This is a genomic window from Brucella sp. JSBI001 (genome assembly GCF_026014005.1).
Lineage (GTDB): Bacteria > Pseudomonadota > Alphaproteobacteria > Rhizobiales > Rhizobiaceae > Brucella > Brucella anthropi.
Genome location: NZ_CP110339.1, coordinates 3519470 through 3537264, shown reverse-complemented (window position 1 = coordinate 3537264; position 17795 = coordinate 3519470). Strand labels below are relative to the sequence as shown.

Below are 17795 nucleotides of genomic sequence, written 5' to 3'. Positions count from 1 at the left end.
ATCGCGATTTCGGCCATGATCGGTTGTCTGCATATTGATCGTGTGTGCTTTATGATTTTCATTCCTTTGCCATTCGTCTCCACACTTTTGCTTCTGTTACTGCTGGCCGTATTGCTGCACCGTTTCGGTTGGAACGGAGCGAACCGCCCCTTCCTTTTCGTGTTGGGATTGAGTGCCTTGCAATCCCTCATTGTAGGACTGCGCTGGGGCTATGGCGTTACGGAACTCCGCTATGTTTTACCTGTTCTGGCCAGTTGTTTGCCGGGGCTGACGCTCACGAGTTTCAGAAGCCTGATCCATCGGGATGAAGCAGGCGATAACGTTCTTGGCTGGTTTCACGTGTTGCCGCCATTTGGTGTTGCTGCACTTGTATATTTTGCACCGGGTCTGATCGATCTGGCGCTGATTGGACTTTACGTTGGCTATGCATTTGCCCTGTTGTTGCTTGGGCGCTCAGGTCCAGATGCATTGGATGCGGCACGCCTGGATAGTGCGGTGGCAGCGCATCGGGCTCTTGTGATTGCTGCTGCATCGCTGTGCCTTTCTGCCTTGTTTGATCTGGTGGTGGTTCTGGATTTCCAATGGCAGAAAGGCGATTCTGCGGCTGCGATCATCGGCAATGGCAATCTATTGGGTCTGTTTCTCATCGGCCTGACAGCGTTGGTGGCAGCCCGCGCGAAAGTCGCGCCGGAACTGGATTTCGAAACAGCACCACCCGAACCAAACGCGGAAGCGGATCGCAATGTTCTGGACAAGATCGAAGCGCTCTTGACTGAACAAAGACTTTTTCTCGATGAGAACCTGACGCTATCGCGGTTGGCGCGGCGCGCCTGCATTCCGACACGTCAAATATCGGGAGCCATCAATCGGCTGACAGGCAAGAATGTTTCCCGCTTCATCAATGACTATAGAATTGCCGAAGCTTGTCGGCGGCTTCAAAAGTCCGACACTTCTATAACGGCTGTAATGTTTGAATCCGGATTTCAGACCAAATCGAACTTCAATCGCGAGTTTCGACGGGTGACGTCGCTTAGTCCCGCTGATTGGCGAGATAAAAATCGTCTGTCTTGACCGTTTGCCGCCTTTTGTGTCTTTAGAAACTTATGACGACAGAGCGCTTTTTCCTCGGAATAAAACAATCCGCAACCGGACAGAAATGGGTAGACCGGCTTGGCCTGCGGGAGGCCAATACGGCGCTTGCCATTGCGCAGCATCACGGCATTTCCGATCTGGTTGCACGCGTGCTTGCCGGGCGGGGGGTGTCGGTAGAAAACGCGCCGGAATTTGTCGATCCGACGCTGCGCAATCTCATGCCCGACCCGGCGACGCTCACAGATATGGAAAATGCGGCAAGCCGTATTGCCGATGCCATTCTGCGTCGCGAGACCGTGGCCATTTTTGGCGATTACGATGTCGATGGGGCGTGTTCTTCCGCCTTGATGGCGCGTTTTCTCAAACATTACGGCATTCAGCACTCCATCTATATTCCCGACCGGATTTTTGAAGGTTACGGCCCCAATCCCGATGCCATGCGCGATCTGGTCGCCAAGGGTGCGACCCTTATCGTCACAGTCGATTGTGGCACCAACAGCGCACCGTCGATTACAGCCGCCAAGCAGGCTGGAGCGGATGTCGTCGTGCTCGATCACCATCAGGTCGGCGGCGATCTGCCTGAAGATGCGGTGGCTATCGTCAATCCCAACCGGGAAGACGATATTTCGCAGCAGGGGCATCTTTGCGCCGCAGGCGTGGTCTTTCTGACATTGGCACAGGTGACCAAAATCCTGCGTGAGCGCGGCAAGGGACCAGGCCCTGATCTTCTTTCCCTGCTCGATCTGGTGGCGCTGGCAACGGTTTGCGATGTGGTGCCGTTGACCGGCGTGAACCGCGCTTTCGTCGTCAAAGGACTGGTCGTTGCTCGGTCGCAGAGCAATGTCGGCCTTGCGGCTTTGGCGCGCGTTGCCCGCATTGGCGAACCGCTCAATGTCTTTCACCTCGGCTATCTCATTGGGCCGCGCATCAATGCTGGCGGGCGTATCGGCGATGCGGGGCTTGGCGCTCGATTGCTCACGCTGGATGATCCCGCAACCGCGGATCGTATTGCCGTGGAACTTGACCGGCTCAATCAGGAGCGTCAGGCCATGGAAGCCGAGATGCTTATGGAGGCGGAAGCGGAAGCTTCGCTGGAAATATCCGGCGGTGCGGGCGCATCGGTGATCGTGACGGCAAGTGACCGCTGGCATCCCGGTATCGTCGGGTTGCTGGCCTCGCGGCTTAAGGAAAAGGCCCGGCGGCCAGCCTTTGCCATTGCTTTCAACGCCAATGGTGTCGGATCGGGTTCCGGTCGCTCGATCATGGGGCTTGATCTCGGCAAGCTGGTGCGGGGCGCGGTGGAACGCGGGCTGCTCGTCAAGGGTGGTGGCCATGCCATGGCGGCCGGTATCACCATCGAGCGCGCAAATCTCGGCGCGTTGCGGGCTTATCTTGAAGAAGAATCGGCGCATATCGTTTCGCGCCTGCGCGAAAACCAGAGCCTGTCCATCGACGGTGCGCTGGCCGCATCGGGCGCAACAGTGTCGCTCTACGAAGCCTTGCAGAAGGCTGGGCCCTATGGTTCTGCGCATCCGCAGCCTATATTGGCGCTGCCGCATCATATATTGGCCGATGTGCGTGGCGTGGGGCGCGATCATGTGCGTGTCGCGTTGCGTGGCGCGGATGGAAAGCGCGTCAATGCCATCGCCTTCCGGGCGGCGGAAGGCGATCTGGGGCGCTTCCTGTTCAACAATATCGGTCAGAGCGTCCATGTGGCAGGCAATCTGTCACTAAATCATTGGAATGGCTCGGTCACGCCTCAGATACAGATTCTGGATGCCGCTTTGCCTGTTTAAAGTTTCGGGCTCGTTTGAAGGTTCTGGGTCCATTTGAAATTTCTGGATTTTTTGTCTTCACGCTCTTGTGAGGTGTGGGGGCGAATTCCCATATGAGCACTGATTTAAACATTCAGACATGACTCTAAGTGGGAGAAACCGATGCCGGGTTCCGGAAGCCGCCTGACCAAACTGACAGCTGCAATGGTATTAGGGCTGATTGCCTCTTTTGCTGCGGTCGATTTCGCCGAGGCTCGCCGTGCGGGCGGTGGCGGTTTCGGCAGCCGTGGCGCGCGCACTTATCAGGCGCCAGCGCCGACGCGCACTGCACCTAACAATGCCGCGCCGATGGAACGTTCGATGACGCCGAATACCGGCGCGACGCAGACCAACCGTCCGGGCGCAACAGGCACGCAGAATGCTGCGCAGGCACAGCGTTCCGGCGGTATGTTCGGTAACTTCGGTCGTTCCATGCTGGGCGGTCTTCTCGTCGGTGGCCTGATCGGCATGCTGCTCGGCAACGGCCTTGGCGGTCTTGCCGGCATGTTCGGCCTGTTGTTGCAGGTTGCGGTGATCGCGCTCATTGCGATGTTTGTCATGCGTATGTTCGCAAATCGTCGCCAGCCGGCAGCGGCGGGCGCCGGTAACACAGGCGCACAGCCTTTCGGTGCGGCAAAGACAGCAGCCCCGCAAGCTGGTTCACAGGCCGGTTTTGGTGGTCGTACGCCTTCGGTGAACCCGTTCGAGACCAAGCAGGCAGCCGCTCCGGTCACTCCCGCCGCTTCGGCGGTTGAAGATGAACCGATGGATGTCGGTCAAGAGGATCTGGATCGTTTCGAACAGATGCTTGCTGAAGTCCAGACCGCTTATGGCCGCGAGGATTATGCAGCGCTGCGCAAGCTCGCTACCCCGGAAGCCATGTCCTATCTGGCGGAAGAACTGGGCGAGATCGCTTCCAGCGGCATGCGCAACGAAGTGAAGGACGTCAAGCTTCTGCAGGGTGACGTTTCCGAAGCCTGGCGCGAAGGCGATGTCGAATACGCAACCGTTGCAATCCGCTATTCGGCGATCGACGTGATGCTGGATCGCAATACCGGTGCTGTCGTCGAAGGCAATCCGGATGAGCCGGTGGAAAGCGTTGAACTCTGGACGTTCACCCGCACGGATGGCGGTGAATGGCTTCTCGCAGCCATTCAGGGAACGGAATAACCGTTCAGAATTGAGAAAAAGCCCGGTCGTGAGACCGGGCTTTTTGTTTTACGCATGTCTTTTTCCCGAAACCGGCTTCCACTTTCGGGAGACATGGTCTGTTACCAGCTACCGATATTTTCGGCTGAAGCCCAAGGCTCCTGCGGCGCCAGACGGTCGCCCTTCTGGATCAGTTCGATGGAAATGCCATCGGGCGATTTGATGAAGGCCATGTGCCCGTCACGCGGCGGACGATTGATGGTGACGCCTGCATCCTGCAGCTTCTGGCAAGTGGTGTAGATGTCATCGACCATATAGGCGAGATGGCCGAAATTGCGGCCGCCCGTATAGGTCTCCGGATCCCAGTTGAAGGTGAGTTCCAGTTCCGGCGCCCGCTCTGCCTTCGCCCGATCCGTATCGGAGGGCGCAGCAAGAAAAATCAGCGTGAAGCGGCCTTTGTCATTTTCAGTGCGGCGGATTTCTTCAAGGCCGAGTTTGTTTACATAAAAATCGAGAGATTCGTCGATGTCGCGAATTCGGACCATCGTGTGCAGATAGCGCATAGTCTTTTCCTCGGCTGTTGTAATTCGGGCGGTTGACGTTCGGGAAACGCAAGGACATCGAATCCGATGTCGGAGGCCGAACGTCAAGTTATCATGGACAGAGTGACGTTCAAAAATTTTGAGCAGCAGATGTGACCGGAAATGTCCTGAACATGTCATTGCCAAATTGACGACCGGCCATATTTCAGGTGGTGGGTCAGTTTCAAACGCTGCTGTGCCGGGAAAAGTAACCATGAAGTTGTGAAGTCTGTGGTCTTCATGGGGACGGATGCAAGTTTGGGCTTGCCGCCTCCGGTTAAGGAAGTGTTATTCTTTGGACAAGAATCAGGTCGGAATCGCAACGGAAGAACAGAGGAGGGGCGAACGCATGGCGGACAAGTCTGTGTCTAATGACCAGTTTCACAGCCAGCACGCCTCGGAAGAGCTGGGCGATATCATCGAAGTCTCGGGCCATATCAAATGGTTCGACGTAGCCAAGGGCTACGGCTTCATTGTTCCAGACCAGCCGGGCCTTAATGACATTCTTCTCCATGTGACGTCACTGCGCCGCGACGGCTTCCAGACTGCTCTGGAAGGTGCACGCATCGTTTGTGAAGTTCGCAATGGCGATCGCGGCCTGCAATGTTTCCGCGTCCTGTCGATGGATACGTCTACTGCCGTTCACCCGGCGCAGATGCCGCCACAGCGCACTCATGTGACTGTTACGCCGTCGAGCGGCCTTGAGCGCGTGATCGTCAAGTGGTTCAACCGCACCAAGGGCTTCGGCTTCCTGACGCGCGGCGAGGGGACGGAAGATATTTTCATCCATATGGAAACGCTGCGTCGTTTCGGCATGATGGAGCTGCGCCCCGGTCAGGTCGTGCTTATTCGCTTCGGCGAAGGCGACAAGGGCCTGATGGCGGCTGAAATCCATCCGGATATCGGCACGGCAATCCCGGTTTCGCATTAGAGCATGTCTCCCGAAAGTGGGAACCGGTTTCGGGGTAAAGACATGCTTAAAAACAAATGGATAGAGCGGTTCCAATGATTCCGCTTTAACCAGAACGGATCTAGGGCGCGACCGTTAAAAGCGCGCCAAATTTCTCAATTCTTGTAACAAGCAGGTGAAGGCCGCTTTGTGCGGCCTGAGCGGTCTTGTCGTCACTCCGTCCCGTTGCTAGGTTCCAAGCCTGTTTGTTTACAAGCAAGTTTGTTTATCTGAGTGGGCAGGGTATGGGCCGCATTTTTCTCGCTTTTGCATTTGTTTTCTTCGCATTCGTTGCTCAGGCCGATGAGACACAGCCGATGCGGCTGCCGGTCGACAAGGAACCGCTGACATTCATTACCTCCAATGGCAACAAGGTAAATTTTGCGCTGGAAGTGGCTGAAAGCGACGATGCGCGTGTGCGCGGCCTGATGTGGCGCACGGATTTTCCCAAGGATCGCGCCATGATCTTCGTGTTCGGAGAAATGCGCCGTGTCATGATGTGGATGCAGAATACACCGTCGCCTCTTGATATGATTTTCCTTGATGACAAGGGACGCGTATCGGCCATTCACCAAAATGCGGTGCCATTCTCCGAAAATATCATTTCATCTGAAGTGCCGGCAGCGTATGTCGTGGAGGTTCTGGCCGGTACGGTTAAACGAACCGGGATAAAGATTGGTGACAAAGCGGTCCATCGTGTGATTTGTGGCGAATGCCGGTCGTGACGCTGCTGTAATAAAATCAAGAGGAATAATCAGGTGAGTGCCCTCGATATCGAATATTTCGAACATGACGGTTTGCGTCTGGCATATCGTCAGGACGGAGAAGGCGATCCGATCCTGCTCATTCATGGCTTTGCTTCTTCAAGTCTCGTCAACTGGGTTTCGCCCGGCTGGTTCCGTACGCTGACCGAAGCCGGATACCGCGTTATCGCCATCGATAATCGTGGGCACGGGCTTTCCGCGAAGCCCCACGACACAGACGAATACACGCCGACCAAAATGGCGGCTGATGCCGCAGCCCTGCTCGATCATCTCGGGATCGAAAAGGCGCATGTCATGGGCTATTCCATGGGCGCACGCATCACCGCATTTCTGGCGATTGAACACGCCGAGCGCGTTCATAGCGCTGTTTTCGGCGGGCTTGGCATCGGTATGGTGACTGGCGCTGGCGACTGGGAGCCTATTGGCGAGGCGCTGCTTGCAGAAGATCCGACCACGATCACCCATCCACGTGGGCAGATGTTCCGGAAATTTGCCGACCAGACGAAGAGTGACCGTATCGCCCTTGCAGCCTGTGTGATTACCTCCAAGGAGCTGGTTCCCGCCGCTGCGATTGCACGCATTATGCAGCCTGTTCTCGTGGCCGTCGGCACGACCGATGATATTGCAGGCAGCGCGCAGGAACTCGCCGATCTTCTGCCAAATGGACAGGCCGTCGATATTCCGGACCGCGACCATATGCTGGCCGTTGGTGACAAGGTCTACAAGCAGGCGGTGTTGCAGTTTTTGAAAGAAAATCCGCTCTGACGGGAATTTGATCTTGGACAAAGAGCGCGCCGACAGGGCGCGTCAAATTCGGCTGTGTCAAGGCAAACCATTTTAAGTTATGCTGCGCGCCGAACTCGTATTGCGGCGTGGGGACTGAGCGAAAGTTCGGCTGCCGTCTCCTCCTCGCGCGGTGCAAAACTGGAGTATGCATATGTCCGTTCGCACATCAGCGAAAGCGACCCCCGGTCTGGGGCAGGTCGATCCTATCTGGCATTCCATCCGTGCCGAAGCGGAGGAAGCCGCCAAGAACGATCCCGTATTGGGCACGTTCCTTTATGCGACGATCCTCAACCAGCCGAGCCTGGAAGATGCGGTCATGCATCGTATCGCCGAGCGTCTCGGCCATGCCGATCTGAGCGCCGATATTCTGCGCCAGACCTTCGACGCGATGCTGGATGCCAATCCGGAGTGGTCGCAGATTGTCCGCGTTGATATTCAGGCGGTTTATGATCGCGATCCGGCCTATAGCCGCTTCATGGACCCTATCCTTTATCTGAAGGGTTTCCATGCGATCCAGACCCATCGTCTGGCGCATTGGCTTTACCATGAAGGCCGCAAGGATTTTGCCTATTACCTGCAAAGCCGCTCGTCATCGATCTTCCAGACCGATATTCATCCGGCCGCACGGCTTGGCAGCGGCCTTTTCCTTGATCATGCGACCGGACTTGTGGTCGGCGAAACAGCGTTGATCGAAGACAATGTTTCGATTCTTCACGGTGTCACACTCGGCGGTACGGGGAAGTCGAGCGGCGACCGTCATCCGAAAATCCGTCACGGTGTGCTGATCGGTGCTGGCGCGAAAATTCTCGGCAATATCGAAGTCGGTCATTGCTCGAAAATTGCAGCCGGTTCGGTGGTTCTGAAGCCTGTTCCGAACAATGTCACGGTAGCCGGTGTACCGGCCCGGATCATGGGCGATACGGGTTGTGCCGAGCCTTCCCGCGTCATGGACCAGATGCTGGGCGAAGGGATTTAGGCGATACATCGTATCGTTGCAGCTTGAACAAGGCCGCTTGCTGGTTTTTTCCAGTATGCGGCCTATATTCTGTCTAAAGAGGCTATTGGACGCCAACATCCCTTGAGTCCCCGTTTATCGGGGGTTTACATAGGAAATTGCCGGGTGCAATAAACCGGCTCAATTCAATATCAGGAGAAGCCGGTTGAAACCCGAAGAACTCAACAAACTGGACGCCTATTTCAAACGGACTTTCAATAATCCCGGCCTGCAGGTGAAGGCGCGTCCGCGCAAGAACGACTCCGCCGAGCTTTACCTCAACGACGAATTCCTGGGCCTGGTCTATAAGGACGAGGATGAAGGCGAACTCTCCTACAATTTCTCGATGGCCATTCTTGACGTCGATCTTTGATCAGTCACGGCAATCGCGTCGCGAACGACGCTGATGCCGGGCAGGAATGTTCTTTGACGCCCTTTCCTATGGAGAGGGCGTTTTGTTGTCCAGATATGACTCCAGATATGACTAATGAGGATTCATGAAGATCATCGCTGCTACGCTGGCCCTTTCTGTCATGCTGCCGTCAGTCGTCCGTGCGCAGGCTATCGAGGATGACGGAACCTGCCCGAAGCTCGCAGAGAACTTCAAAACCATCTATTTCGGATTTCCTGATATCAAAAAGGATTCCATCGCGCGGATCGCGAGCTGGAAAGCCTCTTGCGCGAGCAAGGCGCCCGTCGGCAAGGAAAATGTCGTCGCTTTATGCACCGCCCATATGACGAGCGAAGGCAGCGTTTTCTTCTGGATCAAGGCGGGCGTGGAATCAGAGCTGAGCGGTTATGAGATTTGCGATTATCCCTGAGAACGCCAGATAGTTTTGACCCTTGGGTGTCTTTATGAAATTCGGTTTTTCATTGGCCATGCTTTTGGTGGCCCTGTCCTTAGCGGCGCGCGCAGAAGTCCTCGGCACTATCGAAACCGGGCAGGACGATGGCTCACGATCGGTCATTGAGATCCTCGATGAACCGCAAAGCATCGGGAAATGCGACGGCGCTTATGCCGCCGCAGCCTATGTTATGGACCACAACTACTCGCTTCTCGCAGGAAAAGGATGCTGGAAGTTTCTTGGGTCGGCAGAAATACTAAAGCTGGAGATCGTGCTGGCTGCCACGGAGGAGCATCTTTTGAGCGGCGTTCCGCTCAGCCAGATCAAGTTCGCTGAAGACGGTCGCTCCAAATTTCAGTATCTGGTTGGGCAATAAAGCGTGTCGCGCTTTATCAATTTGAAAGGCACGCTTTAAGCTTTTGTTTTCAAGCATGTCTTTATCCCATCGTAGCGGGGATCAGAAATCAGTCCAGTGAACCGATTTCCCCGCGGAGGCGGTTCCCACTTTTAAGCAACATGCTTTGAGATCAGTCGATCTGTTTCGTATCGTTTCCCAGAAGATGCGCGTTCGCAAAATCGACGATCGCCTTGTCCAGTGACTTCCATTCGCCAAGCATGGAGCGGGGGAAGCGATAAAGTATCTGCAAGTCGCGGCCGAACTGGACGTCGCGCTCGCATGAATTGAAGCTTTCCGCACCGCTATCCGCAAGACATCGTGCAACGAATTCCGGCTTGCCGCTGCTCGGATCGGACAGGACGAGTTCCTCGCCCTTGTAACCGCTGCTTTCCAGAAAACGGTGTACCGTCAGGTTTCCGGGGGCGGTTTCCCCGTTCGGGTCTATCAGCTCGGCATAGATGGCCAGATAGCGCCCGCTCATGTCGCGGGACATGGTTCGCTGTTCGATAGACATGAAAATGAGATGCCGCTTCGAAGTGAGAAGGTTGAAGATGGCGCGGTCGCGTTCCGTATAGCCGGTAAGGCCCGGCCAGCGGGCATAAAGATCGAGACGCCTCGTCACCCCGTCACGTCGCTGGTTCGAAAAGCGGATCATATTGGCTGGAATCGACAGGACATTGTTGCCAATGATGATTTCATAACCGTGCGTGCTGTCGGAGTGTCCGCCGCGCGCAATCAGCGGGCCAAGCAGACGCCCGCCAACATTTACGGCAACCGAAAGCAGAATCAGGACGATAACCGCCAACAGCAGCCAGCCGAAGAGGCGGCTTCCCATTTTCGAGGCGGTGTAATCTGGTGCTGTTTCCATCTGGGTGTCATGGTGATGATATTGCAAAAGAATATCGGTCTTTTATGGTTAACAGAGCGTGAAGTCGTGCTTGTATGACTGCTTGAAACGGCTTAGCGATTCAATATCGAGTTTGCTGATGGAGGAAGAACATGCCGATCTATGCATATAACGGGCACAAGCCGCTATTCGCGGACCGCAGCAGCAACTGGATCGCGCCTGATGCGACCCTGATCGGCAAGATCGTTGTGGGTGAGAATGCCGGGTTCTGGTTCGGTGCCGTATTGCGCGGCGATAATGAGCCGATCACCATTGGCGATGACACCAATGTTCAGGAACACACCATCATGCATACCGATATCGGCTTTCCGCTCACAGTCGGTGCAGGGTGCACCATCGGGCATCGGGCCATACTTCATGGCTGCACCGTTGGCGACAACACATTGATCGGTATGGGAACCATCGTTCTCAACGGCGCGAAGATTGGAAAAAACTGTCTGATCGGGGCAGGGGCGCTTGTGACCGAGGGCAAGGAAATACCGGACAATTCGCTGGTCGTCGGTTCTCCTGCGCGAATCCTCCGGGAACTGGACGATGCTGCGGTCGAGAAACTCAGACTTTCCGCGGAGCATTACGTCGAGAAGGCCCGGTCTTTCATGCGTGGGCTGGAGCCGGCCTGAAAATAAAAAGGACGGGGCCAGAGGGAGACTGACGGCCCGTCCTTGTTTGTTTTGTCTTTTGGTTAGTTCTTGATGCTGCCGACCAAGAGTTCGCGGTCGCTCTTGATTGAGACCCAGCTACCGGTGTTCGTGGTCGACTGGCGCTTGAGATAGGTATAGTCGGTCTTGTTCCAGGCGAGAACGCGGGTATCGAGATTGTCGAGAATGAAGTCGCCACGGTCGGTGCGAACGGTCAGAACCGCATGGCCTTCACCGTTTGGCTGGCGAACCACTGTGAAAAGCAGCGTATTTGCCGGGATGCCGAGCGCCATCAGTTCACGACGCTTCAAAAGCATGTAGTCGTCGCAGTCACCGACTGTTGTCGGATATTCCCAGTATTCCTCGCGACCCCAGGCTTCCATATCGGTCATCGGCGCAATCTTTTCGTTGACGCTCGCATTGACCGCGATGATCTGTTTCCAGATTTCCGGTGTCAGCTTCAGCATATTGCTGTTGCGGCTGGTGATGTTGCATTCGGACTTGTAGCGATCGCAGAATTCGTAGTGGCCAATCGGCTGCGAAGTGCGTTCGCCGGTCGTCATCCACGGTGAATTGGAGGCGGGGCTTGCTGCCTCTGCCAGTCCGATTCCAAGCAGCATCAGGATGGCTGCGATGATTGTTTGTTTTGTCATTCTTTTGTCTCCCTGTTGGAGACCAAGATGACTTAGACAATTTGAAGGCACGCAAATTTGCGCGCGAAAATGCGAGTCAAATTCGATTAAAACTGCAAATAACGCTGAAACTTTTTGTCAACGAACGGACAAATTCAGGGCAAAATGGGCTGTTTTTGCGGCTTTTTCGTGAATGCGGGCATTTCGTGGTTTGCCATTCCGTAACCTTGACGCGCGTTCATCTTTTGGGCGGATGCTTTCAGCCGAAAAGATTGTCCAGCGTTGTGCTGGTCTGGATGGTGGCGAACTCGATTGCAAAGCCGCCTTGGAAATGACGGACGACAGTTCCCCGGATCGGTCCAAGCATGACGCCGCTCTTGATCGCGGGCTTGAACTCGCTTTCGATTGCCGCACCGGAAAGCGAAAGGTCCGCAATGCGGCACAGTCTTTGGGCGCCATCGGCAAAAGTAATGTTCTGCTGGGTCTTGCGTGGCACAACACGTTCGTGACGGCGATCTTCGGGCAGGGCAAGTTCGTGCTTGTTGGCAAGCCAGGTCAACTGTGCGGAAAGCTTGTCTTTCTTCTGTTCGGAGGTCGACAGGAGAATGTGGAAACCTTCGGATGTAACCTCGTTGGCAATTCCTTCAATCCGTCCCACGTGATCGATATAGGCGATGATCCGTTCGCCGTTGCGCGGCGTTGCAATTCCGCTCATCAGGGCAGTTCCGGGCGACATACGCTTGATGATGCAGGGAAATTCGCTGCGATTTTCCAGCATGTAGCGACCGTTGAGATCGACATTCACGGCGTTGAAATTTTCCTGCCGCACATTGCTTGCAGTAGATGCCGCAGCAAATCTATTCATCAAAGCCGATCCATCTCGAAATTGGGTACTCTTATTATCCGTCACAATACAGTAGCCGTCGATAAAGAGAAATCGCGATTTCAACCCTACGTCAGGCTTTGCCGCCCTTGATGACGCGCAATTTCGGAGCGGCGTGCTCCTGTGGCTGCGTCAGGCGAACATTCGTCCATTCCCGGCCTGTTCGGGGTGCATTCACCGTGATGGCAGCCGATTTTCGGATGTCATCCGCAAGAATCAGATCGGGCGCCACCGGGTCGATGGAATTCAAATGCCCGAGGACGATTGGATCGGCTCCGACCCATGCGACGGAATCAAGCACGGCGATGCTGCCAAGCAGGCTGATCTGCCCGTTTGGCGCCTCCAGCGGGGCGAGAAACATTTCCAGCCCGAGGCTTCGCCCGGACATGCTGATTCCCACATGCGATACGAGGGCAGGGACTTCCAGGCTACTTACATTTTCCGACAGTTCGCCAAGGGCTGCCCGGTCCCGCTCGGACCAGAGTGAGAGAAACCGTGTGTTCTTCAGTTCGCGACCGAAAAGGGTGCAGATGCGTGTTCCGGCCAGACGAAACGACAGGTCGCCGTCTTTTTCAGCCTCAAGGAAGAAGAGGTCGGATAGATGGCGCCCGAGCTTGCGCGGCTCGATCTGTTCGCGCATCGGCGCGCGAAAGAAACCGCTTTCAGTGCGGGCCAAGCGCTGCCATTCGGCGAAAATCGCGATCGTACTGCGGTGTTTCATCATGCGCCGTTGATTTGTCCGTTGCACGCGGAGGCTGGCTCCGCTGTTGAACGCATTAAAATAGTATTAACGGCGAGGATGCCAGTTTAACCCTTTCTTCATCCACCGGGCTCGTCCGTTAAGGTTAATAATAAGTAATGGTTGCACGGCACTGAAAGACGCGCTTTGATAGGGCATCAGACGAAGCCTTTGACTTGGTTGGCGTTTTTCTGAGCTCCAGATTTAATTTCGCGAAAGATTTCTGTTCGCGTGAAGGCCGACCGGGAACCTCCGTCGGCCTTTATTTTTAACAAATTCTGCCCTATCAACATGCATCGACCAGACGCAAAAGGCTCCTTCGGTCCAATTGCGGTGCTTCGCATAAAATAGAAAGCAGCAGTTCATGAGCGTTCCCCAGCCGGAAATGAACGGCAGTAACCGCCGGTCGGGCGGTAGTGAGCCGATGTTCAATATTCCGGGCGTTGTTCTCGCTCTGATTGGCCTCTGCGCCGCAGTCTATATTTATCAGAACTACCTCATCAGCGAGCAGCAGAACTATGAATTCATGCTGAACTTCGCGCTCGTTCCGGCGCGGTTCTCGCTGGCGGACGGGTTCACCGATCCCGCCGCACTTTTTACGCTCATCAGCTATTCCTTCATGCATGGCGGCTTCGCCCATATTGCCGTCAACATGATCTGGCTTGCGGCTTTCGGTTCCCCGTTGGCCGGGCGCATCGGTACCGGACGAATGATCGTTTTCTGGATATTCACTTCGGTGATTGCCGGGTTGACCCATTATGCGATCTATCCGGACAGCGTTTCGCCACTGGTGGGCGCATCGGGCGCGATTTCGGGAATGATGGGTGCAGCGGCGCGTTACGGTTTTCGTCGCATCGGCCATGGACGCAGATCGGAATTCGCAGGCCCCGTTCTTCCGGTGGGGCTGACCCTGACGCTGAAGCCCGTCCTGACTTTTGTGGGTGTCTGGTTCCTGATCAACATTATTACCGGTCTTTACTCGACTGGCGGGGCGGACCTTTCCAGCATTGCCTGGGAAGCGCATATTGGCGGCTTCATCGCCGGCTTTTTCGGTATTTCACTGATGGACCGCCCACGCAGCTATGATGCCGTGCTGAGGCGATAGGGTTCTGCACTCTTTTGGCTTTGACAAAGCCACCTCCTCATTTGATGCCACTTGCTAATCGGACGATCGAAGCGCACCATCATGGAACGTGGTGGGAGGAGCTGCGTTCTGCTTCATATGGCGTTTGAACGCCAGAAGCAGCGAGTGCTAAATCTTGGAGGGACTTGGCATGACCGTAAGATCGATTCTCGAAACAAAGGGCAGGGATGTAGTGGTTATCGCACCTGCCGATACACTATCCCATGCTGTCGCCATGTTGAACAAATACAAGATCGGCGCTCTGGTGGTGTGCGACGAGGCCGGTCGAATCAAGGGAATCCTGTCAGAGCGCGATGTGGTGCGTGCTGTTGCCGCTCAAGAAACCAAGGCCATGAGCATGCCGGTCACCGAGGTCATGACGGCAAAAGTGCAGGTTTGTCGCGAACATCACACGATCAATCAGGTGATGGAAATCATGACACGAAGCCGATTCCGCCATATGCCGGTGGAAGAACATGGCAAGCTCGTGGGAATCATCTCGATTGGTGACGTTGTGAAGCGGCGCATCGAAGATGTTGAGCGCGAGGCGGAAGATATTCGCACCTATATCGCCACTGCCTGAGAGTATTTCCAGCGAAAGTGCGAAGCGGTTTCGCGTAGGATAATGCGTACAAACAAAGAGATAGAGCGGTTCCACGCTTCTGTTTGAGCTGGAACCGCTCCGGGTCATCGCGATTCGATATCTGTATCTCCCGGCAGGACAACCGGCCGGGAGGCATTTCATTGAAGAGTCATACTCGAATCAACGTGCGCGCAGATATCGCTCAGCAGCAAAAAGCGAGATTGCAGCCGCATTCGATACGTTGAGCGACTTGATTTCGCCCGGCATGTCGAGGCGGGCAAGCGCGGTGACTGTTTCGCGCGTCTTTTGACGCAGACCTTTGCCTTCTGCACCCAGTACCAGGGCGATTCGTCCGCCGGACAAGGTGGCTTCCATTTCCTGCGGCCCTTCCGAATCAAGACCGATGGTCTGGAACCCGAGGCTGTGCAGCTCTTCAATCGCTTCGGCCAGATTGCGCACTTCGATATGAGAGATCATTTCGAGTGCACCGGAGGCGGCCTTCGCCAGAACGCCGGTTTCCTGCGGGCTGTGACGGCTTGTCGTAATCAGCGCGCCAGCACCGAAGGCGACGGCTGAACGCATGATAGCGCCGACATTGTGCGGATCCGTCACCTGATCGAGAACGAGAAGCAGCGGGCTGTCCTTCAGTTCGGACAGTTTACGGGCGCGCAGCGGTTCAGCTTCTATCATGACGCCCTGATGGACGGCCTCGGAACCCGTTTCCTTGTCGATATCGCGCGGATCAACGATTTCGACAGGGAAGGGGAGAGATTCAGCCTCTCCGATCTCAAGTCGGGCGAATCCGTTTCGCGTCGCGCGCATGCGCAATATCTTGCGTTCCGGGTTTTCCACGGCGGCGCGGACTGTATGCAGGCCATAAAGCCGTACGGTTCCCTCAGTCACGGCGCTTGCCGAAATGGAAGGACGCTGCGGTTTGCGCGGTGATTTGCCTTCGGTCACGGCCTTCTGGTCGCGATGCTGGCGGCGCAGGCGCGCATAATGAGAATCTTTTGGGGTGCGGGGCGAGTTTTGATCGGTCATGGCGTGCTTATAACTCTTTAGGTGAGCGGAAGATAGCGACTTCACCTGTGATTGCTATCAGGCTGTTCTGATTGCAAAATAATCTCTGATGGCTGGAAAATCCTGAGAAATGCGGGCGTTTGAGCCTATGGAACAGGAGCGTGGAAGAGGATCTTTCCACGACGTTGTGGACGGACATGCATTCTTTTCGCTTTTACCCTGTTGACAGGGGATAAGCTTATCGTCATAAGGCCCCTCGCGGATCGACGGCTGGCCCAACAGTCAGCCAGAAGCCCCGCGGAAATGCCTAGTCGCTCGACTCTGCTGATAGTGATATCTGGAGGGATGCCCGAGTGGTTAAAGGGGACGGACTGTAAATCCGTTGGCTATGCCTACGTTGGTTCAAATCCAACTCCCTCCACCACTGTCGGATCAGAGTTAAGAGTGCGCGGGTATAGCTCAATGGTAGAGCAGCAGCCTTCCAAGCTGAATACGCGGGTTCGATTCCCGCTACCCGCTCCAAATTTTTCAGAGCGGTTTGGCGTGTAAGGAATCATCGACGGGCGGTTCGCCGTTCCGTTTTGGCATAAATGCTGGCCCGGAAGCCAAAAGGCTTTTGTGCTGGCGCTTGAGCGGTTCTAGAACAAAGAGAACAACGGCGATGGCAAAGAGCAAATTCGAACGTACGAAGCCCCACGTTAACATCGGCACGATTGGTCACGTTGACCATGGCAAGACGTCGCTGACTGCAGCGATCACGAAGTTTTTCGGCGAGTTCAAGGCGTATGACCAGATCGACGCCGCTCCTGAAGAGCGCGCCCGCGGCATCACGATCTCGACGGCACACGTCGAGTACGAAACGCCGAACCGTCACTATGCACACGTCGACTGCCCAGGTCACGCTGACTATGTGAAGAACATGATCACCGGTGCTGCCCAGATGGACGGCGCAATTCTGGTTGTTTCGGCCGCTGACGGCCCGATGCCGCAGACCCGTGAGCACATCCTGCTCGCTCGTCAGGTTGGCGTTCCGGCAATCGTCGTGTTCCTGAACAAGTGCGACCAGGTTGACGATGCAGAACTGCTCGAACTGGTTGAACTGGAAGTACGCGAACTTCTGTCGAAGTACGACTTCCCGGGCGACGAAGTTCCGATCATCAAGGGCTCGGCTCTTGCTGCTCTGGAAGATTCTTCGAAGGAACTGGGCGAAGACGCCGTTCGTTCGCTGATGGCCGCTGTTGACGACTACATTCCGACCCCGGAACGTCCGATCGACCAGCCGTTCCTGATGCCGATCGAAGACGTGTTCTCGATCTCGGGCCGTGGTACGGTTGTGACGGGTCGCGTTGAGCGCGGTATCGTCAAGGTTGGTGAAGAAGTTGAAATCGTCGGCATCAAGGCGACGGCGAAGACGACGGTTACCGGCGTTGAAATGTTCCGCAAGCTGCTCGATCAGGGCCAGGCTGGCGACAACATCGGCGCTCTGATCCGCGGCGTTGGCCGTGAAGACGTTGAGCGCGGCCAGGTTCTCTGCAAGCCGGGTTCTGTGAAGCCGCACACCAAGTTCAAGGCAGAAGCCTACATTCTGACCAAGGACGAAGGTGGCCGTCATACGCCGTTCTTCACGAACTACCGTCCGCAGTTCTACTTCCGCACGACGGACGTGACCGGTGTTGTCACGCTGCCGGAAGGCACGGAAATGGTTATGCCTGGCGACAACGTCGCTATGGACGTCACCCTGATCGTGCCGATCGCCATGGAAGAGAAGCTCCGCTTCGCTATCCGTGAAGGCGGCCGCACCGTCGGTGCAGGCATCGTCTCCTCGATCATCGAGTAATCAATTTGACTGGCGGTTACGCCGCCAGTCTGGCATTCTGCCGATCAGGCATTGCAATGCCG

At 55.7% G+C, this 17795-nt stretch carries 20 protein-coding genes and 2 tRNA genes; 16 read left to right on the top strand and 6 right to left on the bottom strand.

Going from position 1 to position 17795, the window contains the following annotated elements; translation table 11 throughout:
* Nucleotides 1-51: 51 nt before the first annotated feature.
* The 3 genes from LJ361_RS16800 to LJ361_RS16790 all read left to right on the top strand — a co-directional run bounded on the left by LJ361_RS16800 (nt 52) and on the right by LJ361_RS16790 (nt 4076).
* On the top strand, nt 52-1071 hold the full coding sequence (locus tag LJ361_RS16800) for a helix-turn-helix domain-containing protein (protein WP_010659882.1): 1020 nt from the start codon (nt 52-54) through the stop codon (nt 1069-1071).
* A 32-nt stretch (nt 1072-1103) separates the two neighbouring features.
* On the top strand, nt 1104-2888 hold the full coding sequence (gene recJ, locus LJ361_RS16795) for a single-stranded-DNA-specific exonuclease RecJ (protein WP_010659883.1): 1785 nt from the start codon (nt 1104-1106) through the stop codon (nt 2886-2888).
* A 141-nt stretch (nt 2889-3029) separates the two neighbouring features.
* Nucleotides 3030-4076, top strand: coding sequence for a Tim44 domain-containing protein (locus tag LJ361_RS16790; protein ID WP_010659884.1), 1047 nt, complete (start codon nt 3030-3032; stop codon nt 4074-4076).
* A 101-nt stretch (nt 4077-4177) separates the two neighbouring features.
* On the opposite strand, the gene LJ361_RS16785 is transcribed toward LJ361_RS16790, so the two are convergent.
* The gene (locus LJ361_RS16785; RefSeq protein WP_010659885.1) at nt 4178-4618 is read right to left on the bottom strand and encodes a VOC family protein; all 441 of its coding nucleotides are present in this window, start codon (nt 4616-4618) and stop codon (nt 4178-4180) included.
* Between the two features lie 367 nt (nt 4619-4985).
* Between LJ361_RS16785 and LJ361_RS16780 the strand changes: the two genes are divergently transcribed.
* The 7 genes from LJ361_RS16780 to LJ361_RS16750 all read left to right on the top strand — a co-directional run bounded on the left by LJ361_RS16780 (nt 4986) and on the right by LJ361_RS16750 (nt 9350).
* Complete coding sequence (locus tag LJ361_RS16780; protein ID WP_010659886.1) at nt 4986-5567, top strand: cold-shock protein; 582 nt, start codon at nt 4986-4988, stop codon at nt 5565-5567.
* Nucleotides 5568-5830: 263 nt separating this feature from the next.
* The gene (locus LJ361_RS16775; protein WP_010659887.1) at nt 5831-6310 is read left to right on the top strand and encodes a DUF192 domain-containing protein; all 480 of its coding nucleotides are present in this window, start codon (nt 5831-5833) and stop codon (nt 6308-6310) included.
* A 33-nt stretch (nt 6311-6343) separates the two neighbouring features.
* Nucleotides 6344-7114: an alpha/beta fold hydrolase gene (locus LJ361_RS16770; protein WP_010659888.1), complete on the top strand. Its 771-nt coding sequence runs from the start codon at nt 6344-6346 to the stop codon at nt 7112-7114.
* 172 nt (nt 7115-7286) lie between these two features.
* On the top strand, nt 7287-8111 hold the full coding sequence (cysE, locus tag LJ361_RS16765) for a serine O-acetyltransferase (protein ID WP_010659889.1): 825 nt from the start codon (nt 7287-7289) through the stop codon (nt 8109-8111).
* 184 nt (nt 8112-8295) lie between these two features.
* Nucleotides 8296-8502 (top strand): DUF3126 family protein, encoded by a 207-nt coding sequence (locus LJ361_RS16760; protein WP_264812064.1) that lies wholly within the window; start codon nt 8296-8298, stop codon nt 8500-8502.
* A gap of 124 nt (nt 8503-8626) precedes the next feature.
* Nucleotides 8627-8950, top strand: a complete 324-nt coding sequence (locus LJ361_RS16755) for a hypothetical protein (protein WP_010659891.1) — start codon at nt 8627-8629, stop codon at nt 8948-8950.
* Between the two features lie 34 nt (nt 8951-8984).
* Entirely contained in the window at nt 8985-9350 is a 366-nt protein-coding gene (locus LJ361_RS16750; RefSeq protein WP_029376086.1) for a hypothetical protein, read from the top strand.
* A gap of 151 nt (nt 9351-9501) precedes the next feature.
* Here LJ361_RS16750 and LJ361_RS16745 read toward each other — a convergent pair whose 3' ends face one another.
* Complete coding sequence (locus LJ361_RS16745; RefSeq protein WP_010659893.1) at nt 9502-10239, bottom strand: hypothetical protein; 738 nt, start codon at nt 10237-10239, stop codon at nt 9502-9504.
* A gap of 131 nt (nt 10240-10370) precedes the next feature.
* Between LJ361_RS16745 and LJ361_RS16740 the strand changes: the two genes are divergently transcribed.
* Entirely contained in the window at nt 10371-10898 is a 528-nt protein-coding gene (locus LJ361_RS16740; RefSeq protein WP_010659894.1) for a gamma carbonic anhydrase family protein, read from the top strand.
* 62 nt (nt 10899-10960) lie between these two features.
* On the opposite strand, the gene LJ361_RS16735 is transcribed toward LJ361_RS16740, so the two are convergent.
* From LJ361_RS16735 to LJ361_RS16725, 3 genes are all read right to left on the bottom strand, one after another.
* The gene (locus LJ361_RS16735; RefSeq protein WP_010659895.1) at nt 10961-11569 is read right to left on the bottom strand and encodes a transglutaminase-like cysteine peptidase; all 609 of its coding nucleotides are present in this window, start codon (nt 11567-11569) and stop codon (nt 10961-10963) included.
* A gap of 238 nt (nt 11570-11807) precedes the next feature.
* Nucleotides 11808-12413 carry a PilZ domain-containing protein gene (locus tag LJ361_RS16730; protein ID WP_010659896.1) on the bottom strand — a complete coding sequence of 202 codons (606 nt, stop codon included), beginning with the start codon at nt 12411-12413 and terminating at the stop codon, nt 11808-11810.
* A gap of 91 nt (nt 12414-12504) precedes the next feature.
* The gene (locus tag LJ361_RS16725) at nt 12505-13152 is read right to left on the bottom strand and encodes a PAS domain-containing protein (protein WP_029376087.1); all 648 of its coding nucleotides are present in this window, start codon (nt 13150-13152) and stop codon (nt 12505-12507) included.
* Between the two features lie 382 nt (nt 13153-13534).
* Between LJ361_RS16725 and LJ361_RS16720 the strand changes: the two genes are divergently transcribed.
* Entirely contained in the window at nt 13535-14275 is a 741-nt protein-coding gene (locus tag LJ361_RS16720; protein WP_010659898.1) for a rhomboid family intramembrane serine protease, read from the top strand.
* 169 nt (nt 14276-14444) lie between these two features.
* Complete coding sequence (locus LJ361_RS16715; RefSeq protein WP_010659899.1) at nt 14445-14876, top strand: CBS domain-containing protein; 432 nt, start codon at nt 14445-14447, stop codon at nt 14874-14876.
* 180 nt (nt 14877-15056) lie between these two features.
* Here the strand turns inward: LJ361_RS16715 and rlmB are convergent, their stop codons facing one another.
* Entirely contained in the window at nt 15057-15917 is an 861-nt protein-coding gene (gene rlmB / locus LJ361_RS16710; RefSeq protein ID WP_264812063.1) for a 23S rRNA (guanosine(2251)-2'-O)-methyltransferase RlmB, read from the bottom strand.
* A gap of 318 nt (nt 15918-16235) precedes the next feature.
* Here rlmB and LJ361_RS16705 point away from each other — a divergent pair.
* The 3 genes from LJ361_RS16705 to tuf all read left to right on the top strand — a co-directional run bounded on the left by LJ361_RS16705 (nt 16236) and on the right by tuf (nt 17733).
* Nucleotides 16236-16320: transfer RNA gene (locus tag LJ361_RS16705), tRNA-Tyr, on the top strand.
* Nucleotides 16321-16344: 24 nt separating this feature from the next.
* Nucleotides 16345-16418: transfer RNA gene (locus LJ361_RS16700), tRNA-Gly, on the top strand.
* 139 nt (nt 16419-16557) lie between these two features.
* Entirely contained in the window at nt 16558-17733 is a 1176-nt protein-coding gene (gene tuf, locus LJ361_RS16695; protein ID WP_012091906.1) for an elongation factor Tu, read from the top strand.
* Nucleotides 17734-17795 lie beyond the last annotated feature (62 nt).

Bases quoted from the DNA above. Each gene is read 5' to 3' on its own strand.
- LJ361_RS16800 (WP_010659882.1), top strand. From the start codon at position 52: ATGATTTTCATTCCTTTGCCATTCGTCTCCACACTTTTGCTTCTGTTA.
- recJ (WP_010659883.1), top strand. From the start codon at position 1,104: ATGACGACAGAGCGCTTTTTCCTCGGAATAAAACAATCCGCAACCGGA.
- LJ361_RS16790 (WP_010659884.1), top strand. From the start codon at position 3,030: ATGCCGGGTTCCGGAAGCCGCCTGACCAAACTGACAGCTGCAATGGTA.
- LJ361_RS16785 (WP_010659885.1), bottom strand. From the start codon at position 4,618: ATGCGCTATCTGCACACGATGGTCCGAATTCGCGACATCGACGAATCT.
- LJ361_RS16780 (WP_010659886.1), top strand. From the start codon at position 4,986: ATGGCGGACAAGTCTGTGTCTAATGACCAGTTTCACAGCCAGCACGCC.
- LJ361_RS16775 (WP_010659887.1), top strand. From the start codon at position 5,831: ATGGGCCGCATTTTTCTCGCTTTTGCATTTGTTTTCTTCGCATTCGTT.
- cysE (WP_010659889.1), top strand. From the start codon at position 7,287: ATGTCCGTTCGCACATCAGCGAAAGCGACCCCCGGTCTGGGGCAGGTC.
- LJ361_RS16755 (WP_010659891.1), top strand. From the start codon at position 8,627: ATGAAGATCATCGCTGCTACGCTGGCCCTTTCTGTCATGCTGCCGTCA.
- LJ361_RS16750 (WP_029376086.1), top strand. From the start codon at position 8,985: ATGAAATTCGGTTTTTCATTGGCCATGCTTTTGGTGGCCCTGTCCTTA.
- LJ361_RS16745 (WP_010659893.1), bottom strand. From the start codon at position 10,239: ATGGAAACAGCACCAGATTACACCGCCTCGAAAATGGGAAGCCGCCTC.
- LJ361_RS16740 (WP_010659894.1), top strand. From the start codon at position 10,371: ATGCCGATCTATGCATATAACGGGCACAAGCCGCTATTCGCGGACCGC.
- LJ361_RS16735 (WP_010659895.1), bottom strand. From the start codon at position 11,569: ATGACAAAACAAACAATCATCGCAGCCATCCTGATGCTGCTTGGAATC.
- LJ361_RS16730 (WP_010659896.1), bottom strand. From the start codon at position 12,413: ATGAATAGATTTGCTGCGGCATCTACTGCAAGCAATGTGCGGCAGGAA.
- LJ361_RS16725 (WP_029376087.1), bottom strand. From the start codon at position 13,152: ATGAAACACCGCAGTACGATCGCGATTTTCGCCGAATGGCAGCGCTTG.
- LJ361_RS16720 (WP_010659898.1), top strand. From the start codon at position 13,535: ATGAGCGTTCCCCAGCCGGAAATGAACGGCAGTAACCGCCGGTCGGGC.
- LJ361_RS16715 (WP_010659899.1), top strand. From the start codon at position 14,445: ATGACCGTAAGATCGATTCTCGAAACAAAGGGCAGGGATGTAGTGGTT.
- rlmB (WP_264812063.1), bottom strand. From the start codon at position 15,917: ATGACCGATCAAAACTCGCCCCGCACCCCAAAAGATTCTCATTATGCG.
- tuf (WP_012091906.1), top strand. From the start codon at position 16,558: ATGGCAAAGAGCAAATTCGAACGTACGAAGCCCCACGTTAACATCGGC.